Origin of the sequence: Streptomyces sp. 142MFCol3.1 (genome assembly GCF_000424945.1) — a bacterium.
In the GTDB taxonomy this organism is placed as follows: domain Bacteria; phylum Actinomycetota; class Actinomycetes; order Streptomycetales; family Streptomycetaceae; genus Streptomyces; species Streptomyces siamensis.
The window spans coordinates 44,943-60,799 of sequence record NZ_AUKV01000023.1 but is presented as its reverse complement, the minus strand read 5'-3'; the positions used below and the strand labels follow the sequence as shown (position 1 = coordinate 60,799).

Here is a 15,857-nt window from a genome sequence, read left to right as displayed (position 1 = left end):
GGTTCACACCGAGGCGTGGCTGTACGACTTCAGTACCGGCGCCCGCAAGGGGGAGGCGGGCGCCGGCCTGTTGTGGAGCAACACCGGTGATTTGTTGGCGGGTTGGGTGAAATGACGGAACTTCTCCCCGAAGTACGTGTACCGAGAGGTGTCATGGCGACAAACGGTAAGGACGGGCCGGGCGGTGCGGGCGCCTTCTCGCGCAGACTGCTGCTGTCCGTCGACGCGAAGGGATACGGGGGCGCCGACACGGTCAGGCAGCACCAGTTCCAGGAAGCAATCGTGCGGTTGCTGGAACTGGCCGCCGACGCCGCCGGGCTGGACCGCGAGGAATGGCTGACACAGGAGGCCGGGGACTCGCTGTTCGCGGTTCTGCCCGAGGGGACCTCCGAACCTGCCCTGGTCGATGCCTTCATGCGAAGTCTGGAGGCCAGTCTGCGGGCCTTCAACGTCGGGCGGGAGCCGGAGGCGTGGCTGAGGCTCAGGGCAGCCGTCCACTTCGGTGAGACCTCGTTGGCCGCAAACGGCTTCGCCGGCAGCGCCCCGGTCGAGATCGGCCGCATTCGTGACTGCGCGGCGCTGCGCGCCGTCCTGGACCAATTGCCGGAGGCCTCGCTGGCGGTCGGAGTGTCGGCGACCGTCTTCCGTGACGTCGTACAGGGGAAGGCGTACACCACCATCCGGGAGCACGAGTTCCGAGAGGTGTCGGTCAAGGAGAAGGAGTACCGAGGCGCGGCCTGGATCTGGGTTCCGGGCGCCGATGTACGGCAGGTGGACCTGAGTCCTGACCCACTGGAGGGGGAGCCGCGGGACGCGAACCTGGTGCGGAGCAAGGTGAAGGTGAACGACGTGCAGGGGCGCGCGGTCGTGGTGCGTGCGGAGGGTCCTGTGGGAAACCCCATCGAGGCCATCGCTGACATCGGTCGCGTGGCGCGGGATGGAGAAGTGATCGGTGTGGACCTCCGTGCCAGCGGAGGCAATCGGTGACCGCCCGCACCCCTCGCCCGCGCCGAGCCTTCGAGGACGTGATCCGGGCCCGTACGGGGGCGGACTTCGTCGAGCGTGCCTGGCTGTACGACGAGATCGAGCAAGCGATGAGGTCGGACGAGGGCCAGTACGTGCTGGTGACGGGCGAGCCGGGAGCGGGCAAGACCAGCCTGCTCGCCGGTATCGCGCGGGCCCGTCCCGACCGGCTCCGCTATTTTTTCCGACGGGACGGCCGGACCGCGGTCACCGGGGGTGACACCGAGTCGTTCCTGCTGAGCATCGGACACCAACTTGCCCGGGAGCGCCCGGAACTCTTCGAACTGGAACGCCTCACGGTCGCCGTCCAGCAGCACATCGACTCCGTAGCGGCAGAGGGCCGGGTCATCGGCATCAAGATCGACGACTTGAAGGTCTCCCCCTTCCACCGCACCGCCACCCTGGAGGTCGAACAGCGCATCGGCGACGTGGCGGGCACGGTCAACGGCGTCGAGATCGGCACGGCGCATATGGAGCCCCGACTCCTCGACCCCGACAACCTGGCCCACCTGGCGCTGCTCGGACCCGCACAGGTGCTGGCCGAACAGGACCCCGAGGCCAGGATCGTCATCCTGCTCGACGCGCTGGACGAGATAGCCGACGACCACACGACGGAGCCGAGGAAGGGGCTCCTGCACTGGCTGACCCGTTCCCCCGAACTGCCCGCCAACGTCAAAGTGGTCATGACCGCGCGGCCGCACGCCGGGATCCGGCTGTTCCGATCGGCCCGGCAGGAGCGGCTCACCGACGTGGTCATCGACGCCGGTTCACCCCAGGTCGTGAGCGACCTCCACAACTACGCACACCTCGTCCTGGAACGGCCGGCGGTCCTCGCTGCCGAGCGAGCCAGGGACAACCTGCCGGGCAGCACGAAGCGGCATGCCGTCCGCAGGGCCGCCGGAAACTTCCTCTATCTGGCCACCTACGCGCGGGCCCTGATCGACGCCGCCGAGCGACAGGACGACGAGCTGGTCGAGCGGCTGCTCGCCTTCAACGGCGTACCGGGCCAACTGCCAGGTCTGTACGGCTTTTTCGTGGAGCTGGTCCGTGAGGAACTCACGTCGGGACGGAGACCGACGCCAGGCGCCGGCGCCGATGAGCCGGCCGGCAGTTGGGAAGGAGTGGGCCTGCCGATCATCGGCGTACTGACCGTGGCGAGAGAGGCGCTGACGGAGGAACAGCTCGCCGCCATGGCCGGTACCCGCCTGCGGGACAGACCCGCGCGGAAGGTCCTCACGAGCCTGCGCTGGCTCCTGGAACGCCGAAGCGACCGGTTCGCCTTCTTCCACACCTCCATCAGCGAATTCCTCGCCGGGGCGGAAGCCCGTGAGAAGCATCCCGAGTGCTGGGTCGACGAGACCAGGTGGCACGAGCGGATTGCCCGCCGCTACCGGGGCACCGCACCCAACTGGGCGGACGTGGACTGGTCCCAAGTGGACCCCTACGGTCTCTCCCACCTCGCCGTCCACGTCCTGAACTCGGGCCCGAGCGTCTCCGCCGAGGCCGCCGACCTGGTCTGCGCCGGTCTGCGGCGCGCCATCAGAACCACGTTCCAGGCCGAACGCCGCTTCCTCGAACTCGTCGACAGCATCGCCCACCACATCGCCGACACAGCCCCCGTCGCCACCGGGCTGCCCACGATGACGTATCTGGGCGTCGTACGCCATCAGGCGGCGCAGTCGAGCGGTGCTCTGCCGCCGAGAGTGATCGGGCTGCTGGCGCGGGTGGGGCGGGTGAAGGAGGCACTGGAGCACGCGAACGGGATCGGGCCGTCGCTGTGGCGGGTCATGTCCTTCGTGGAGATCTTGCGCTACGCGAGTCCTGGGCCCGACACACCCTCGGTCGACGAGCTGCTGGACATGATCGTCGAGTCCGCGGTGTCGGTTCCGGGCACTGCCGATCGCCTCGGCCACATTCATGCGCGAAGAGCGATCAAGGTGGCCGCACGCCTGCTGGCACCTCACGACGTCGAACGCGCCCTGCGGCTGTGGCAGTACGGACAGGAGACAATGCCGTACGCGAACGGTTCGATGGACGAGCCGGACGAGGTATACCGTGCCGCAGCGGTTGCGGCCGCCGAAAGGGACGTCGACAGAGCTCGCGCACTCATCGACATGATCAGGGGTGAGCGCTGGGCGGACTACCTTGATCTGGCCGAGCGCGCCGACCCCGAGAAAGCTGTCGAGCTGTTGTGGGAGGCCGAGGCGGCACTGGAGAGCGCGGGCCCGACGGTCCGTCTCCTGGGTCTGGCGAGGCTGGCTGCCGTGTGGGCGTCGTACGATCCTGCCACCAGCCGAGCCGTCCTCGCCGAGGTGCGCGCACAGGTCTTCGTGGCAGGAAGAGACGACGGACTGTCCGGACAACTGGTCAAGGCCGCAGACCTGTTGGCGGACGTGGACCGGACCACGGCCCGTTTTCTGCTGGCCCGCCTGGACACGGACGTGCCCGGCGCATCACTCGCCGGCGCTGCGCTCTGGACCCGTTGGGGGTCGCCCGAGCGCGCGCGGGCTCTGCTCGAGCGGCGCCAGGCGAAGACCCGCAGCGACAGGGCGAGGCTCGATGTCATGAAGGCGCTCGGCCAGTCGGACCGAGCGGAGGAATTGCGGCTCGTCGAGCGCATCCATGCGGCGATACCCGGACCCTCCGTCGATCAGCGGGCGAACACAGATCGCAGCAGAGGGCGCGACGACGATCTCGTCGGCGTGGTACAGCGTATGGCCGAGTACGACCTGGCCAGGGCTGCTGAGATGGCCAGGGGAGTCCAGCGGACCGACTGGAGCGACCACTGGAACGACGACTGGTCGCGGGGCGGTGACGCCAGGACTGAGACTGAGGACGCGGCCCGCGAGGTGTATGGGAGCGACCGGTATTCGCTTCTTGCCGGTATCGCCCACGTCCACGTCGCCCGCGGCCAGGCCGCTTCGGCTGCCACGATCCTGGAGGAACTGTTGCGGAGCGTGGCGGACCCCGCACCGCTTCGAGGGGGCGGTGGCAAGGGCCGGTCCTTTGCGAGCGCGGTTCCCGAGTCGAGTGAGCCTCCCGCCAGGAACCACATGGAGGAGGTGAATCTGCTGGGATTCACGGGCCTGTTCAATGCCGACCAGCACTGGGCCGTATATGCCCGAAACCACTTCTTCCGCACACCGGCCGACGTGGTCCGAGCCGTCGATCTGGGTGGACACGGCAGCCTGGCCGGAGTCGTACGCCGGTTCGCGGCGCGGTTGGCGCACCGAGACCTCTCCGGGGCGGCTGCCCTCATGCGCTCGATCGCTGACCCCGCCGAGCGCGCCATCGGCTTCGCCGAACTGCACCGAGTCGCCCACGGCCCCGACCGCAGCGATTCACACCACGGCCCCGATGCGGACGTCTTCTCGAAGGAGATCGATCGAGCGCTCAGCGAACTTCCACGCTACCGGTGGACCGTCGGCGTCGCCGCAGTGCGGGCAAAGGTGGGGGACGAATACGCGCTGGCGTATGTCCGTCCCGATCACCGTGTCCGCTTCGAGTTGGCGGTACGCGCCCTGGGCTGCCGACAACAGGACATGCGGGGCCTCGAAGGGCTGCCTTACCTCCGCCACGCGTTTGGGCGATCCATGGTCATGTGGGCGTCCGCGGTGTACGCCAACGACATGATCGCGGGCAATCGGCCTCACCCGGACTTCGCGGAGCTCCATCTGCGAAACCTCAGCCCCGCACAGGACCTGAACCTGAAAGAGATCGACGCGCCGACGAAGAGCGGGCTGGCCACGTCGGCCTATCAGGAACACCGAATCGCCCGCGAGGTACCCGGCTACCGTGCGACGGCGTCCCGCGTCCGCTTCGACGACCCGGTCTACGACGCTGCCATGGACCTCGTGACTCCGGCGCCCGGAGCGCCTCTCAGCGCCGCCTTCAGCCAACGCATACGGAAGTTGCTCGTCGACGGTCCGGTTCCAGCAGCCGCCGATCTGCTCGTCTTCGCTGCGGAAGCCAGGCCGGAACACGAGCGCGAACTCCGTGAACTTGCCGAAGAGCTCGTCGAGACGGCCGACGACGGCTCCACGCTCGGGGTGGACGCATTGTCCACCTTGGCCACCTCGCCGCTCCTCGGCGACCTGGTGGATCCCGTCGAGATCCTTCGCGAGACCGCCCGCTGCGTATCCCGGTGGCCGGGCGAGGAATGGATCCCCGGCTACATGGTGTTCCGCCTGTTCCCCGTCCTCCTGGAGCGCGCGCCCAGGGACGCGTTGCACAAGTTCTACGAAGCCACTTCGAAGGACTGGTCCTCTGCCATGGCGTTGCTGGAACACGCGCCGGACGCCGTGATCGCCGCCCTGGGCGCCGACGCGGCGGCCACCCTCGGCTCGGCCATCGCTCATGGTCTCGCCTGTACCTCTCCCACGGGTACGGCACCCGACGTCGTGGACGGCGTTCGGCTGGCGCGTCTCGGCGCCACCCGCCCGGCAGACAGGAGACAGGCACGATGACGCGTCCAGTCGACCCTGAGGTGGAGCGGGCACATGCGGACGTCCTGAACCTGTTCCGCAGGAGCACCATCGTGGATCCGGCCGAGCTGGCCACGGTGTGCCGAGTGGCCCGGGACCGGTTCGCGGCGCTGCCGGCCCTCGATCCGGACGATCCGAGCACCTGGTCCTCGTACGAACTGATCACGGCGGACCTGCAGACGCTGCTCGGCTATCTGCGTGAGGCCGGTGTCCCGGACAGTGAGCCGGAGCGATTCCGTTCCCTGCTGATTCGCGCCCTCCGGTACCTGTACGCAGCCGACAGGGCGGAGCCCGGCGCACTCCTGGCGGAGATCGTCCACGAGGGGTGGGCGACAAGGATCGGAAGTTCGCACGCCAGCACCATCGATGCCGCCGAACGACTTGCCGCGTGCCTGCACGCCTGTGGCGACTTGGAACGGGCCCGGCCGGTCTTCGAGAGGATTCTCGAACTGCGGTCGCAGAAGTTCGGTGACAACCATCCCGATACTCTCCTCGCGGCCTGCAACATGGGTGCGTGCCTCATCCGCCTCCAGGACTTCACGGCGGCGTTTCAGCTGAACACCGACACCGTGCAGCGATGTGGGCGACGGCTCGGCAAGGACGATGGGACGACGATCCTGGCCACGCAGAACCTCGCTTTCAGCCTCTCCGGGCTCGGGGAGGCGGAGAGGGCTTTGACGCTGCACCGGGACGTTCACCAGCGGTACAGACGTGTGTCGGGAGAGAACTCCTTGGCAGCGCTCAGTGCTGAGGCGAACATCGCCACCACCCTGCACGGGCTCGGCGACTACGAGGCGGCACGCGCCATCAACGCGCGGCTGCTGCCGAAATTCGAGAGCGCGGCCGGCAAGGACTTCCCGGGCACCAAGAAGACGCGTGAGCGTCTGGAGATGAACCTCCGTGCGCTCGGCCGTGACGAAGAAGCCGACGAAGTCCACGGCGGGATCCCGAAGCTCGCACCCCCTCCGTGACGCACACCACCGGTCTGCCGGAGACCGCGCTTTTGGCAGACCGGTCCGCTCGGGGTGCCGTGCAGCGGACCAAGGCCATGCCGAGGATGCGCGGTGTGCCGTCGAAGCGGGGCGAAGGCGCCGCGGCCGGCGTACACGCGTGGGACGGCGGGCACCGTGCGGGGTCGGGACCGCCGCGACGTCGCCCTGCCGAACAGCGCACTCGCAGAACTGATTGACCAGCGACACCTCGTGATTCCAGGTGCTGCCCTCGACATGCGGCCCGGTCTCATCCCGACGGCGCCACCGGTGGAACGCCAGATGATCCACCGCCGTAGCAGCCCGCCACGACTACTTCCCGCCGCGCGCGGTATGCAGGAACGTGAAGCACGGGGGCACACGGGGGGCAACAGTGCAGCTCAACACCCGAGCCCGACCCAGGATATGGAGCAGGGTCACACCACCAACCCGCCTGCCAAGGCAACGACATGGGTGCACCGTTTGAGGAATCCAGCGCCAAGAACTCCTGGCAAAGGTGGTGAGACCTGAACAAAGGCGGACGTTGTGCACGAGGGTGTCGGGTGGTGGGACGCGGTCAGCCGCGTCATCGCACACGACAAACCCGGCGACGTCGGCGATTCGACCCGGGATACTGGTCGCCCATGGATGAGGTCCAAGTCGTCGTCGCCCATTCCGAGCGCGCGACTCTGCGCGTCGGCGACGTGTTCTTGAAAGTGGACGCCGATCGGGCACGCATCGACGTCGAGGTCGAGGTGATGTCCCTGGCGCCGGTCCCTACCCCGGAGGTCCTGTGGCGCAAGCCGCACGTGCTCGCGATCGCCGCGCTCCCGGGGACGACGCTCGGGCGCCTCGGCGGACCGTCGCACGGGTCGCCGGCGGCGTGGGCCGCGGCGGGCGCCGCCATCCGGAGGCTGCACGACGCGCCGCTGCCGCCCGGGACGGGCCGGGCCGGCCGGAGCATCGCCGCGCTGGCGGCGGAACTCGACGACGAGTGCGAGTTGCTCGAGACGAACGGCGTCCTGCCCGCCGACCTGGTCAGGCGCAACCGCCAGGTCGCCGAGGCCGCGCTGCGGCCGTGGACTCCGGCGTTCACGCACGGCGACCTGCAGATCGCCCACGTCTTCGTCGACGGCGACGAGGTCACGGGCATCATCGACTGGTCCGAGGCGGGCCGGGGTGATGCCCTGTACGACCTCGCCACCTTCACGCTCGGCCACGAGGAGCACCTCGACGACGTCATCGCCGGCTATGGCACCGACATCGACCTCGACGTGATCCAGGCGTGGTGGTCGTTGCGAAGCCTGCTGGTGGTTCGCTGGCTGATCGAGCACGGTTTCGACCCGTTCGCGCCGGGCTGCGAGGTCGACGTGCTGAGATCCCGCATGTGAGGCTGCGCGAGCCGGCTGCTACGAACGCGTTCTGACGCATCGAGCAGGCCGGCTCCTGGGGCGCATCGCCTGCCCTCACCCCTAACAGAGTGCGGTGCGCAGTCGTCGCCGACAGATGACGGCACAGCCGAGGCTGACGAACGCGTGATGGATGTCGTCGCGGATCTTCCAGCGGATGCGCAGGCGCAGGCGGCGGAACCAGTAGGCAGCGCGATGGCTCCTTCCACGGCCGAGCGGTACACGCCCAGGCCGGTGCCGTGTCCGGTGCCGCGCCGGGCGTCAGGAGTCGTTAAAGCCCGTAGACGGTGAGGCAGGGGAGTGGGCGCGGTGGCGCACGGGGAGGAGCCAGCCGTTGTGTTCGCCGGCGACGGCGGCGGCCATCTGTTCGCGCTGGCATGCTACGGGCGGGTCCGGAGGTCCACCATCGCCTCGTGGTTCGGCCAGTTCGACCTTGCCGTGCCGAGTCTTCAAGAGTTTCTCGATGGGCTTGGTCGACGGATCAGGGGGCAGCTCTGACCCGTAGCCGCTGCAGCGGGGCTCCATGAGGCGGTGGGAGCCCCGGTCGGGTGCGCGGCTACCGTGGGTGCACGGCGTAGGTCAGGTGGGTCACCCGCTGCGTCGGCTCCGCGCGGACCGGCTCCAGCCTGACCCTGGAGGCGTCTACGCCGTCGAACAGGCGGGTGCCTGAGCCGAACAGCACGGGTGACAGCGTGATCGAGAACTCGTCGACGAGGCCGGCGTTCACGTACTGCAGGATCGTCGCGCCGCCGCCGGCGATGCGGACGTCGCGGTCGCCGGCGGCGGCGCGGGCCTGGTCGAGGGCGTGCTCGATGCCGTCGTTCACGAAGTGGAACGTGGTGCCGCCAGGTCGCTCCCACGGGTCACGCTTGGTGTGCGTCACGACGAAGACCGGAGTGTGGAAGGGCGCCTCCTCCGGCCATGCTTGCTCGCCGAGGTCGAACATGCGCTTCCCCATGACGCTCGCGCCGGTGCGCTCGAATGTCTCCCGCGCGACGTCGTTGTCGCGCCCTTCCTCGCCGCCCTCGCCGAGCTTCAGGTTCTCTCGGAAGAATCGCAGCGGGAAGATCCACTGCTGCAGCTCCGTCCACTGCGCCATCCAGCGCTGAACGTCAGGGTCGTCCTGCTTATCGGGCGCGAAGAAGTCGTCAACGGGCACGGATTCGGGCGCGATGAACCCGTCCAGCGACATCGACACACTGAAGAACACCTTCCCGGCCATCAGTCCTCCGTCCCCTTCCGAGCGGTGCCGGTGACGTAGGCAGCCAGGCTGCTCAGGGTCTGCCGGCCGCCCTCGATCGCGTGGTACTTCTCGATCGCCTCGTCGCGCAGTTCCTTGGTGGCGAACACCGTGCGCATCACGATCCGGGTTGCCTCGCCGTCCGGCGCGAAGGTCAGGACCGACTCGAAGGCGTTCGGGTCGTCGCGGGACTCGCCGTGCAGCAGCGCGATCCGCTCCGGCGGGGCGATCTGCAGCCAGCGGATCCACTCGGAGTAGTCGGTCCCGTCCGGCCCGTGCAGCACGAAGTCCCACTCCCCGCCCTCGCGGAACTCGAAGGATCGCGTGGTGGTGGTGAACCCCTCCGGACCCCACCACTGCGACAGGTGCCGGACCTCGGTGAACGCCTCGAACACCAGCTCCCGAGGAGCGTCGATGACCCGGGAGATCACGATCTCGCGGTCGGCCGTCGCCGATTCCGCCCGCGCTTCTTGCCTTGCCTCTGCCATCGGTCATTCCTCCTGACGTGTCCGCTTGAGGTCCTGCACGTAGGTGTCCAGCCGGTCGAAACTCTCGTTCCAGAACCGTTCGAATCCGCCGACCCACTCGTGGACCGACCGCAGCCCGCGGGCGTCCAGGCCGTACAGGCGCTGCTTGCCCGCCCCGCGGACCCGCACCAGCCCCACCTCCCGGAGCACCCGCAGGTGCTTGGACGCCCCCGGCTGGGTCATCCCCAGCTGTTGCGCCAACTCGGTCACCGGCCGCTCACCCGCCCGCAGCAGCGCCAGGATGTCCCGGCGCTGCGGTTCGGCGATCGCGTTGAACGCATCCGACGTCGTCGCTGCTCGTGCCATGGCAGAGATCGTATTCCCATATGGGAATACGTCAAGCCGGTCGGGGAATCGGGGCGCGTCCGGACAGCACTGCGCGGGCGGCGGCCTCCGCATCCACGGCGTCGGTCTTGCCGTGCTTGTGGCGGCTGGCGCGGTCCGGCTGATCGACCTCGACGACCTGCACGTTCTCCCGACTCAGTAAGCGCGCCAGGAGTCGCTCGCCCTTCTCGTCGACGTATTGCGCCGCGTCGTCGAGGGCGAGTGCGTCATCGATCCCACGATCGTGACCACCCTTATGCGGCGGCCGCGCGAGCCCGGCGCCCTCTGGGGCCTCACCGCCGGGGAACTCGAGGTCCTGGCCCTCATGGCCGAGGGGCGTTCGAACGTGGCCATCGCCGGAACTCTGTCCATGAGTCCCAAGACGCTGGAGGCCCATGTCCGGCAGATCCTGCAGAAGCTGAACCTGCATCAGTCGCCGGACGACCACCGACGTGTACTCGCTGTCCTGAAGTACCTTCAGGCCGCACACTGAGCCCTGTCCCGCCACCGTGCGAGCAACGCGATGGCGAGGACACCGGGCCATCGCGGTGCTGGCGCGGCAGCAGCCGGCCGCGACGCGAGTTCGGACAGCGCCCGCCAACACGTCCTCGAACGAGGAAGACAGCAGCTCGTTCGCCTGCGGACCACCTCGTACACGGCGAATGACTGTCGACCACACCACCGTCCAGCCAGGGGGCTTTCGGGCGGACTTCAGCGGTCGTAGGCGGCCAGTGCGCGCATGGTCGGCCGGCCGCGCATGAACCTGCCTGCACTCATCAGACGTCCGTGGAATCGGTCATCCGGGGAGCCGGGAGGCGCTCTGCCGGCGGACCGCCGAGATCAGGCCGCCGGGCCGCTCCTCGCGCTGTGGCGGGGCGGTGATCGGGCGGCCGTAGGCGGCAGCGCGTTCGCGCAGGGTGTGGCTGTCGGCATCCCAGCCGTGTCCGGCCAGCCAGTCCACCGGGTCGTCGGGCATCTCCGAGACCCACATGGACGCCGCCGATCCCGCTACGGCGTCCGCGCCGAAGCGCTCGATCACGCCGCGCGAGCCAAGCGTCAGCCCCATCCGACTGCCTGCCGCCGACAGCGCGCTGATCCGGGCCAGCAGCAGCTCCACCGCGTCCTCGGGCAGATAGATCAGCAGTCCTTCGGCGATCCACACGGTCGGCAGCGTCGGGTCGTGCCCTGCGGCGGCCAGCGCGCCCGGCCAGTCCTCACGCAGGTTCACCGCGACGGTGATCCGCTCGCAGCGTGCGACGGCCCGCTCCTGGCGCAGCACCGAAGCCTTGAAGCCCAGAGGCGCGGCGGTGTCGACCTCGAACAGCCGGGTGCCCTCGGGCCAGTCCATCCGGAAGGCCCGGCTGTCCATGCCTGCGCCGAGGAGCACGACCTGCCGGATCCCGGACGTGGAGGCCTGCTGCAACAAGTCGTCGAGGAACTTCGTCCTGATGACGATGGAGAACGACACGGCCAGCCGACGGCGTCGCGCGGCCTCGTCATCGGGCCGCGGCGGCGAGGAGGGCCACAGGCCGCCGGCGGTGGCGAAGGCCTGTGCCAGTGGGTCGCGGAACAGCGCGTTCTCCCGCTCGGTCTCCAGCGCCCGCACCCTGGCCACTCCCACCGCCGTGGCCCACACTCCCGACGGCTGCACCCGCTCCTGCTCATCAGTCACCGCGCCAGCCTAGGTGATCGATTCCAAGGGGCCTGATGAGAGGAGCGAGGTTCATGCGCGGCAGTCATGCGCGCACCGACCGCCTGCGGTCACCAACACCACCGTGAGGCGGAGATCAACAGTCATCCTGTGTGTGCGACCACACGAAGTGGACCGGAGCCTGAGAGGGCATTCTGAGCCGGTATACCCGATTCTCGCAGTTGGCTTGGGTCAGGCACCGTCCTGGCGGTCACGTGGCCCTTCGGCGGCTTCTACAGTGTCCCGAGGTAAAGGGGGGCGGGGGCGGTAGATCAGAAGGGCTGACTCAAGGACGTGGTGCGGATCGAGCGATTGGCGGACCTGAAGCCCGTCCACCAGCGTCAGGCAGCCGTCCTGGCCCTGTGGCGGTGGCGCGCGCCGATACTCGCGTTCGAATTGGATGCAGAGTGGGGCGTCGACCAGTCCGTGCTGGAGTCGCTGTTCCGACTGGCAGCATCACCCGCTGGTGAACAATCGGATCTCGCATACCGGCGAGCAATCGCCGAGCTGTGCACGGCCCCGCTCTTCACGTCTGAAGTCGACCCGGACACGGTCCAGCTCTTCCAGCTGGAGGCCATCAGCAACCTGCTGGCCTTCGGCGAGCTGCTGGACAAGCCTGGCGTGGACGACGTCGAGCGAGTGGTCGAAGCCTCGGCCGGCCTGGCGAACTACCTCGACGGTCTCGTCGAGGGCTCCTTCCACTCTCACCCCGCGGAGGAAGCCCACCGCCAGTACCTCGTCGACCTGGCGGATCGGGCGAGCGAGGGCTATTTCGCGTCGCGCCACTTCGCTGTCGAGACCGCCTGCCACGGCGCTCTCGGAGTTCTCCCCGATTCCGCAGGGCTGCTCGACTCGTCCAAGGGTTGCGAGTTGCTCGCGCTCTGCGAGGACTTCGGCGAAGAACTCGTCGCAACGATGCAGTGGCTCCGCATGACGGGTCACTAGCGATTGCGTTGTGGCAGCCGTGACGGACAGGTGGCCTGGAACGGAGGGCTGCTACCGGCGGCGCTGGATGAACAGGCCCGGTTCGGTCTCGGCGAGGACGCTCAGGCTGACCAGGCGCTTGAGCTTGTGCCGGGTGCTCTCGATGTTCTTCGGCTTGAGCGGGAGGTCCAGGGCCTGGCACAGGTCGCGGGCACGCATCGGTCCAGCAGCGTCGGCGAAGACTTCGAGGATCTGCTGGTAGGCCGGGTGGGCTGGTAGGCCGGGAGGCTCCTCGGCTGGCTCAGCGGTCGCCGGCGGGAGGGCGAGGAGCGTCTTACGGGTCACCGCCAGGCTCTCGATCTCCTCGTCGAGTTCACGCAGGCGCGCGGCGAGCTCGTCCATCTGCGCGCGGATCTGCGCTGTATCGCTGGCGAGCTCGCGTTCACGCGCGTCGATCCGCTCCAGAAGTGGCGTGACTTGGTCGTCCATGCGGTCACCCGCGCAGGTGGGCGTGGTCTGGCCAGTGAGGCGGCGCGCTATTACGTCGATCATGGCCCAGCGCACCCTGGACTCCGCGGACTTCGGCCTGCTCCCGTAGTCCCGCACGAGCCGCCGAAACAGCATGAGGATGCCGAGAGTCTGCTCCACGATCCACCTCTTGGCCTGCGGGACGAAGCCGACTCCCGTGTCGGCTGGGTTGCGTTCGGCGATCTCGACATCGATGCCGACCGTGGTGCCGTGCTCGACGACGGTCTTCTTGAAGCCCTGGTCCACCAGCGCCTTCTTGATGGTTGCGATGGGGGCGACCTGGCCGAGGAGCGCGATACCGAAAGCGTTGTCGTGGGCGCTGGCGGCCAGCACGGTTACGGCGGTGACCAGGCCGAGGACGTCCACCGCCAGCCCGCGCTTGCGGCCCGGCACTTTTTGGCCGCGTCCTCCCAGTCGTGGTGGCGGGCACGTTTACCGCCGCGCGGACGCTCTGTGTGTCGATCACGACCAGGCTCGGGTCCTCCGACCGCCCGGCCTTCTCGCGGACCTGCCAGCGCAGCAAGTCGTTGATCTTCACGTCCGTGCCGTCGTCGCGCCAGGCCGCGAAGTAGTAGTAGACGGCCGACTTCGGCGGCAGGTCGTGCGGGAGGTAGTCCCACTGGCAGCCGGTCCTGCCCTGGTACAGGATCGCGTTGACGATCTCCCGCATCTCGTACCGACCCTGATGCCCAGTCGGAGACGGGTGGTCGGCTTTCCACGCCGACATCACCGGCTCGATCAGCGCCCACCGGCTCATCGGACAGGTCGCTCTTGTAAGGCTTGCGGTCACTCACCCAGACAGCCCAACAGGACCAAGCAGTCCGACCGGCCAGAAACGACCAAACCCACACGATCAGGCGACCACAAGACCGTCATACCGGCTGAGAACGACCTCTGAGAACGGACAACGCTTGTAGGCGATTTCGGGGAGCGGTCTGGGTCTTTAACCCTGTGAACGTTGCTGAGAACTGGCAGCAGGCAGTTGCGTCGGCACCTGAGTGACGTCAAGCAAACGTTGACCGTAGGCTCTCGGCGAAAGGCGGGTGCAGTGGACATCACCGTGCAGTGGATCAAGACGTCTTGGACGAAGCAGTCTCGGGGCGGGGAGGCCGCCGCCCGCAGCAGGGCGGTTTCAAAGTCTTTTCGATCAACGATCCGTGCTGGTCACGGCATCGTGACGAGGGGGTGGCGGGCCGTCACGCACACCAGGAAGCTCCGGTTGATGCCGGTGACCTACCAAGTCGCCTGCATCGACCGGCGCTTCGACGTGTCGTCAGTCCGCCACGGTGTGTCTGGTCAAGTCGACCTCGCGTCGGCATCGCGCGGTCGGCGACCAGCCATCGGGACTGGCGAATGTGCGGGGCCCGGTCCTTCTCGGCGATCGGACAGCGGGCGCGAAACGCTCCGCAGGACACCCTGGCCCGGTTCGGCGCCCCGGACCGTGTCCGTCGTCACCGTTCGCACCGCCCCGAGCACCGCGACGATCGGATGCACGCGTGGGGCTTCTACTCCCCAGGGCCTCCGGTCAGGAGTACACGGTCTTTCCCAGCGAATACGCGACCTCGCCGCCCTTCACGACGTACGCGCGCAGGGTCAGCGGGGTGTCTTCGGCGATGTCACCCGATGTGCAGTCGGTGTACGGAGAGTTGTGCCCGGCGGTCGTGGCTTGCCGGAAGGTGCCGTTCAGATGGGCCTCGATCCCGTAACCGTCGGCCAGACCGTCCCACGCACAAACGGTGTCTCCAGTTCCGGGACCGTAGACACCGTGGGGGTCCGCGTACCAATCCACCGACCCTGCGAGCACTCCGTCGTTGTAGACGTTGATCGTGTAGTCGCCGTTGGAGAAAGACTGGTAACTGAAGGTGAAAGAGGGAGCGGCGGAAGCGGGTCCGGCGTTCGTCAGCGTCATGCCGGCTGCGAGAGCGAGTGTTCCGGCGAGTGCGCCGAGCCTTGCTGTTGTGCGAGCCATTTCGAGTGTTCCCCTCCGAGATGCCCTGCGTGAAAGGCACAGTCTGCGGCCCTGTCGTGATCTTGTCAACGACGTTCATAGCTGCCATACGGGCTGCTCAGAGGCTCGTACTGCGGCGGGAGTTGGGGCTGGGGTTGGGGGCAGCGTGGTTTCCAAGTGCCCGACTGTTCACGCGTCCGTGCTGGTCAGCGGAGTCCCAGGAGAGCCTCCGCCCGCAGGAACGCCGCGCCGGTCGGCTTCTCGTCGCCTCAGATGCCCTCTGGCTTCGCCCACTTCGTGTCAGAGCAGGATGGCTTCGAGCCGCGTTCGAGCCAGAAAGACCTTCGCGAGATCGGCGTCAGCCTGCGGGACGAGCGCGAGCGGCTCCGAGTGCTCTCGGTGTGGCCCACACGCGTTGTCGGTGAGAACCCGTTCGATCGTGATGCTGCGAGCGGCGAACCAGCGGTGGCCACAGTGCGGAGGCCGACGCAGGGTGGCGGCGGTCTCGTCGGGCAGGCCTTCGGTATAGGCGAGGTGGATGTGGCCGTCCGGGGCGGTGTGCAGGTAGGCGTCGCTCAAGAGACTGGTGTCCGCCGCGAGGCAGGAACGAAAGACAATCCTGCGTGCCTGATTCTGCGACGCGGCGGTCGTGCCCGCATCGCCAGTGCTGTGCCCAGACAGCTGATGTGGTCACCCGCTCGGCGACATAGGTGGCCCTGGCCGGGTTCCGCCTGGGCGTTCTCCGGGTTGGGAAGGGCGGCGGATCGGGAGCACGGCGAAACCGGATAGGAG

14 protein-coding genes and 1 pseudogene are annotated in these 15,857 nt (G+C 68.3%); 7 read left to right on the top strand and 8 right to left on the bottom strand.

Translation table 11 applies throughout. From position 1 onward, the window contains the following. Positions 1-153: 153 nt before the first annotated feature. The 5 genes from H305_RS47410 (at position 154) to H305_RS47405 (ending at position 8,382) form a co-directional block, all read left to right on the top strand. Entirely contained in the window at positions 154-987 is an 834-nt protein-coding gene (locus H305_RS47410; protein WP_051371091.1) for a hypothetical protein, read from the top strand. Next, complete coding sequence (locus H305_RS53555; RefSeq protein ID WP_028803747.1) at positions 984-5,489, top strand: ATP-binding protein; 4,506 nt, start codon at positions 984-986, stop codon at positions 5,487-5,489. Before H305_RS47410 ends, H305_RS53555 begins: the two co-directional genes overlap by 4 nt. Next, positions 5,486-6,478 (top strand): tetratricopeptide repeat protein, encoded by a 993-nt coding sequence (locus H305_RS0130195; RefSeq protein WP_158690592.1) that lies wholly within the window; start codon positions 5,486-5,488, stop codon positions 6,476-6,478. Before H305_RS53555 ends, H305_RS0130195 begins: the two co-directional genes overlap by 4 nt. Positions 6,479-7,119: 641 nt before the next feature. Beyond that, the gene (locus H305_RS0130190) at positions 7,120-7,866 is read left to right on the top strand and encodes a phosphotransferase family protein (protein WP_028803745.1); all 747 of its coding nucleotides are present in this window, start codon (positions 7,120-7,122) and stop codon (positions 7,864-7,866) included. 354 nt (positions 7,867-8,220) lie between these two features. Beyond that, complete coding sequence (locus H305_RS47405; RefSeq protein ID WP_158690591.1) at positions 8,221-8,382, top strand: hypothetical protein; 162 nt, start codon at positions 8,221-8,223, stop codon at positions 8,380-8,382. Positions 8,383-8,440: 58 nt separating this feature from the next. On the opposite strand, the gene H305_RS0130180 is transcribed toward H305_RS47405, so the two are convergent. The 4 genes from H305_RS0130180 to H305_RS55830 are packed head-to-tail and all read right to left on the bottom strand — an operon-like array spanning position 8,441 to position 10,120. After that, complete coding sequence (locus H305_RS0130180) at positions 8,441-9,106, bottom strand: dihydrofolate reductase family protein (RefSeq protein ID WP_028803744.1); 666 nt, start codon at positions 9,104-9,106, stop codon at positions 8,441-8,443. Beyond that, complete coding sequence (locus tag H305_RS0130175; protein ID WP_028803743.1) at positions 9,106-9,612, bottom strand: SRPBCC family protein; 507 nt, start codon at positions 9,610-9,612, stop codon at positions 9,106-9,108. The genes H305_RS0130180 and H305_RS0130175 overlap by 1 nt, the downstream gene beginning before the upstream one ends. 3 nt (positions 9,613-9,615) lie before the next feature. Next, positions 9,616-9,957: an ArsR/SmtB family transcription factor gene (locus tag H305_RS0130170; protein ID WP_028803742.1), complete on the bottom strand. Its 342-nt coding sequence runs from the start codon at positions 9,955-9,957 to the stop codon at positions 9,616-9,618. Between the two features lie 31 nt (positions 9,958-9,988). Then, positions 9,989-10,120, bottom strand: coding sequence for a hypothetical protein (locus tag H305_RS55830; RefSeq protein ID WP_267880805.1), 132 nt, complete (start codon positions 10,118-10,120; stop codon positions 9,989-9,991). 111 nt (positions 10,121-10,231) lie between these two features. Here H305_RS55830 and H305_RS47400 point away from each other — a divergent pair, with 111 nt between their 5' ends. Continuing rightward, on the top strand, positions 10,232-10,468 hold the full coding sequence (locus H305_RS47400; protein WP_078629317.1) for a response regulator transcription factor: 237 nt from the start codon (positions 10,232-10,234) through the stop codon (positions 10,466-10,468). A gap of 303 nt (positions 10,469-10,771) precedes the next feature. Here H305_RS47400 and H305_RS0130155 read toward each other — a convergent pair whose 3' ends face one another. Continuing rightward, positions 10,772-11,647 carry a class I SAM-dependent methyltransferase gene (locus H305_RS0130155; protein ID WP_028803741.1) on the bottom strand — a complete coding sequence of 292 codons (876 nt, stop codon included), beginning with the start codon at positions 11,645-11,647 and terminating at the stop codon, positions 10,772-10,774. Positions 11,648-11,959: 312 nt separating this feature from the next. Here H305_RS0130155 and H305_RS0130150 point away from each other — a divergent pair, with 312 nt between their 5' ends. Then, positions 11,960-12,610, top strand: coding sequence for a hypothetical protein (locus tag H305_RS0130150; protein WP_028803740.1), 651 nt, complete (start codon positions 11,960-11,962; stop codon positions 12,608-12,610). A gap of 468 nt (positions 12,611-13,078) precedes the next feature. Here H305_RS0130150 and H305_RS47395 read toward each other — a convergent pair. The 3 genes and pseudogenes from H305_RS47395 to H305_RS54130 all read right to left on the bottom strand — a co-directional run. Next, a pseudogene (locus H305_RS47395) lies at positions 13,079-13,911 on the bottom strand (IS5 family transposase); the annotation flags it as partial. A gap of 731 nt (positions 13,912-14,642) precedes the next feature. After that, positions 14,643-15,086 carry a hypothetical protein gene (locus H305_RS0130135; RefSeq protein ID WP_028803739.1) on the bottom strand — a complete coding sequence of 148 codons (444 nt, stop codon included), beginning with the start codon at positions 15,084-15,086 and terminating at the stop codon, positions 14,643-14,645. Positions 15,087-15,365: 279 nt separating this feature from the next. Beyond that, positions 15,366-15,644, bottom strand: coding sequence for a hypothetical protein (locus H305_RS54130; protein WP_028803738.1), 279 nt, complete (start codon positions 15,642-15,644; stop codon positions 15,366-15,368). Positions 15,645-15,857: the final 213 nt, after the last annotated feature.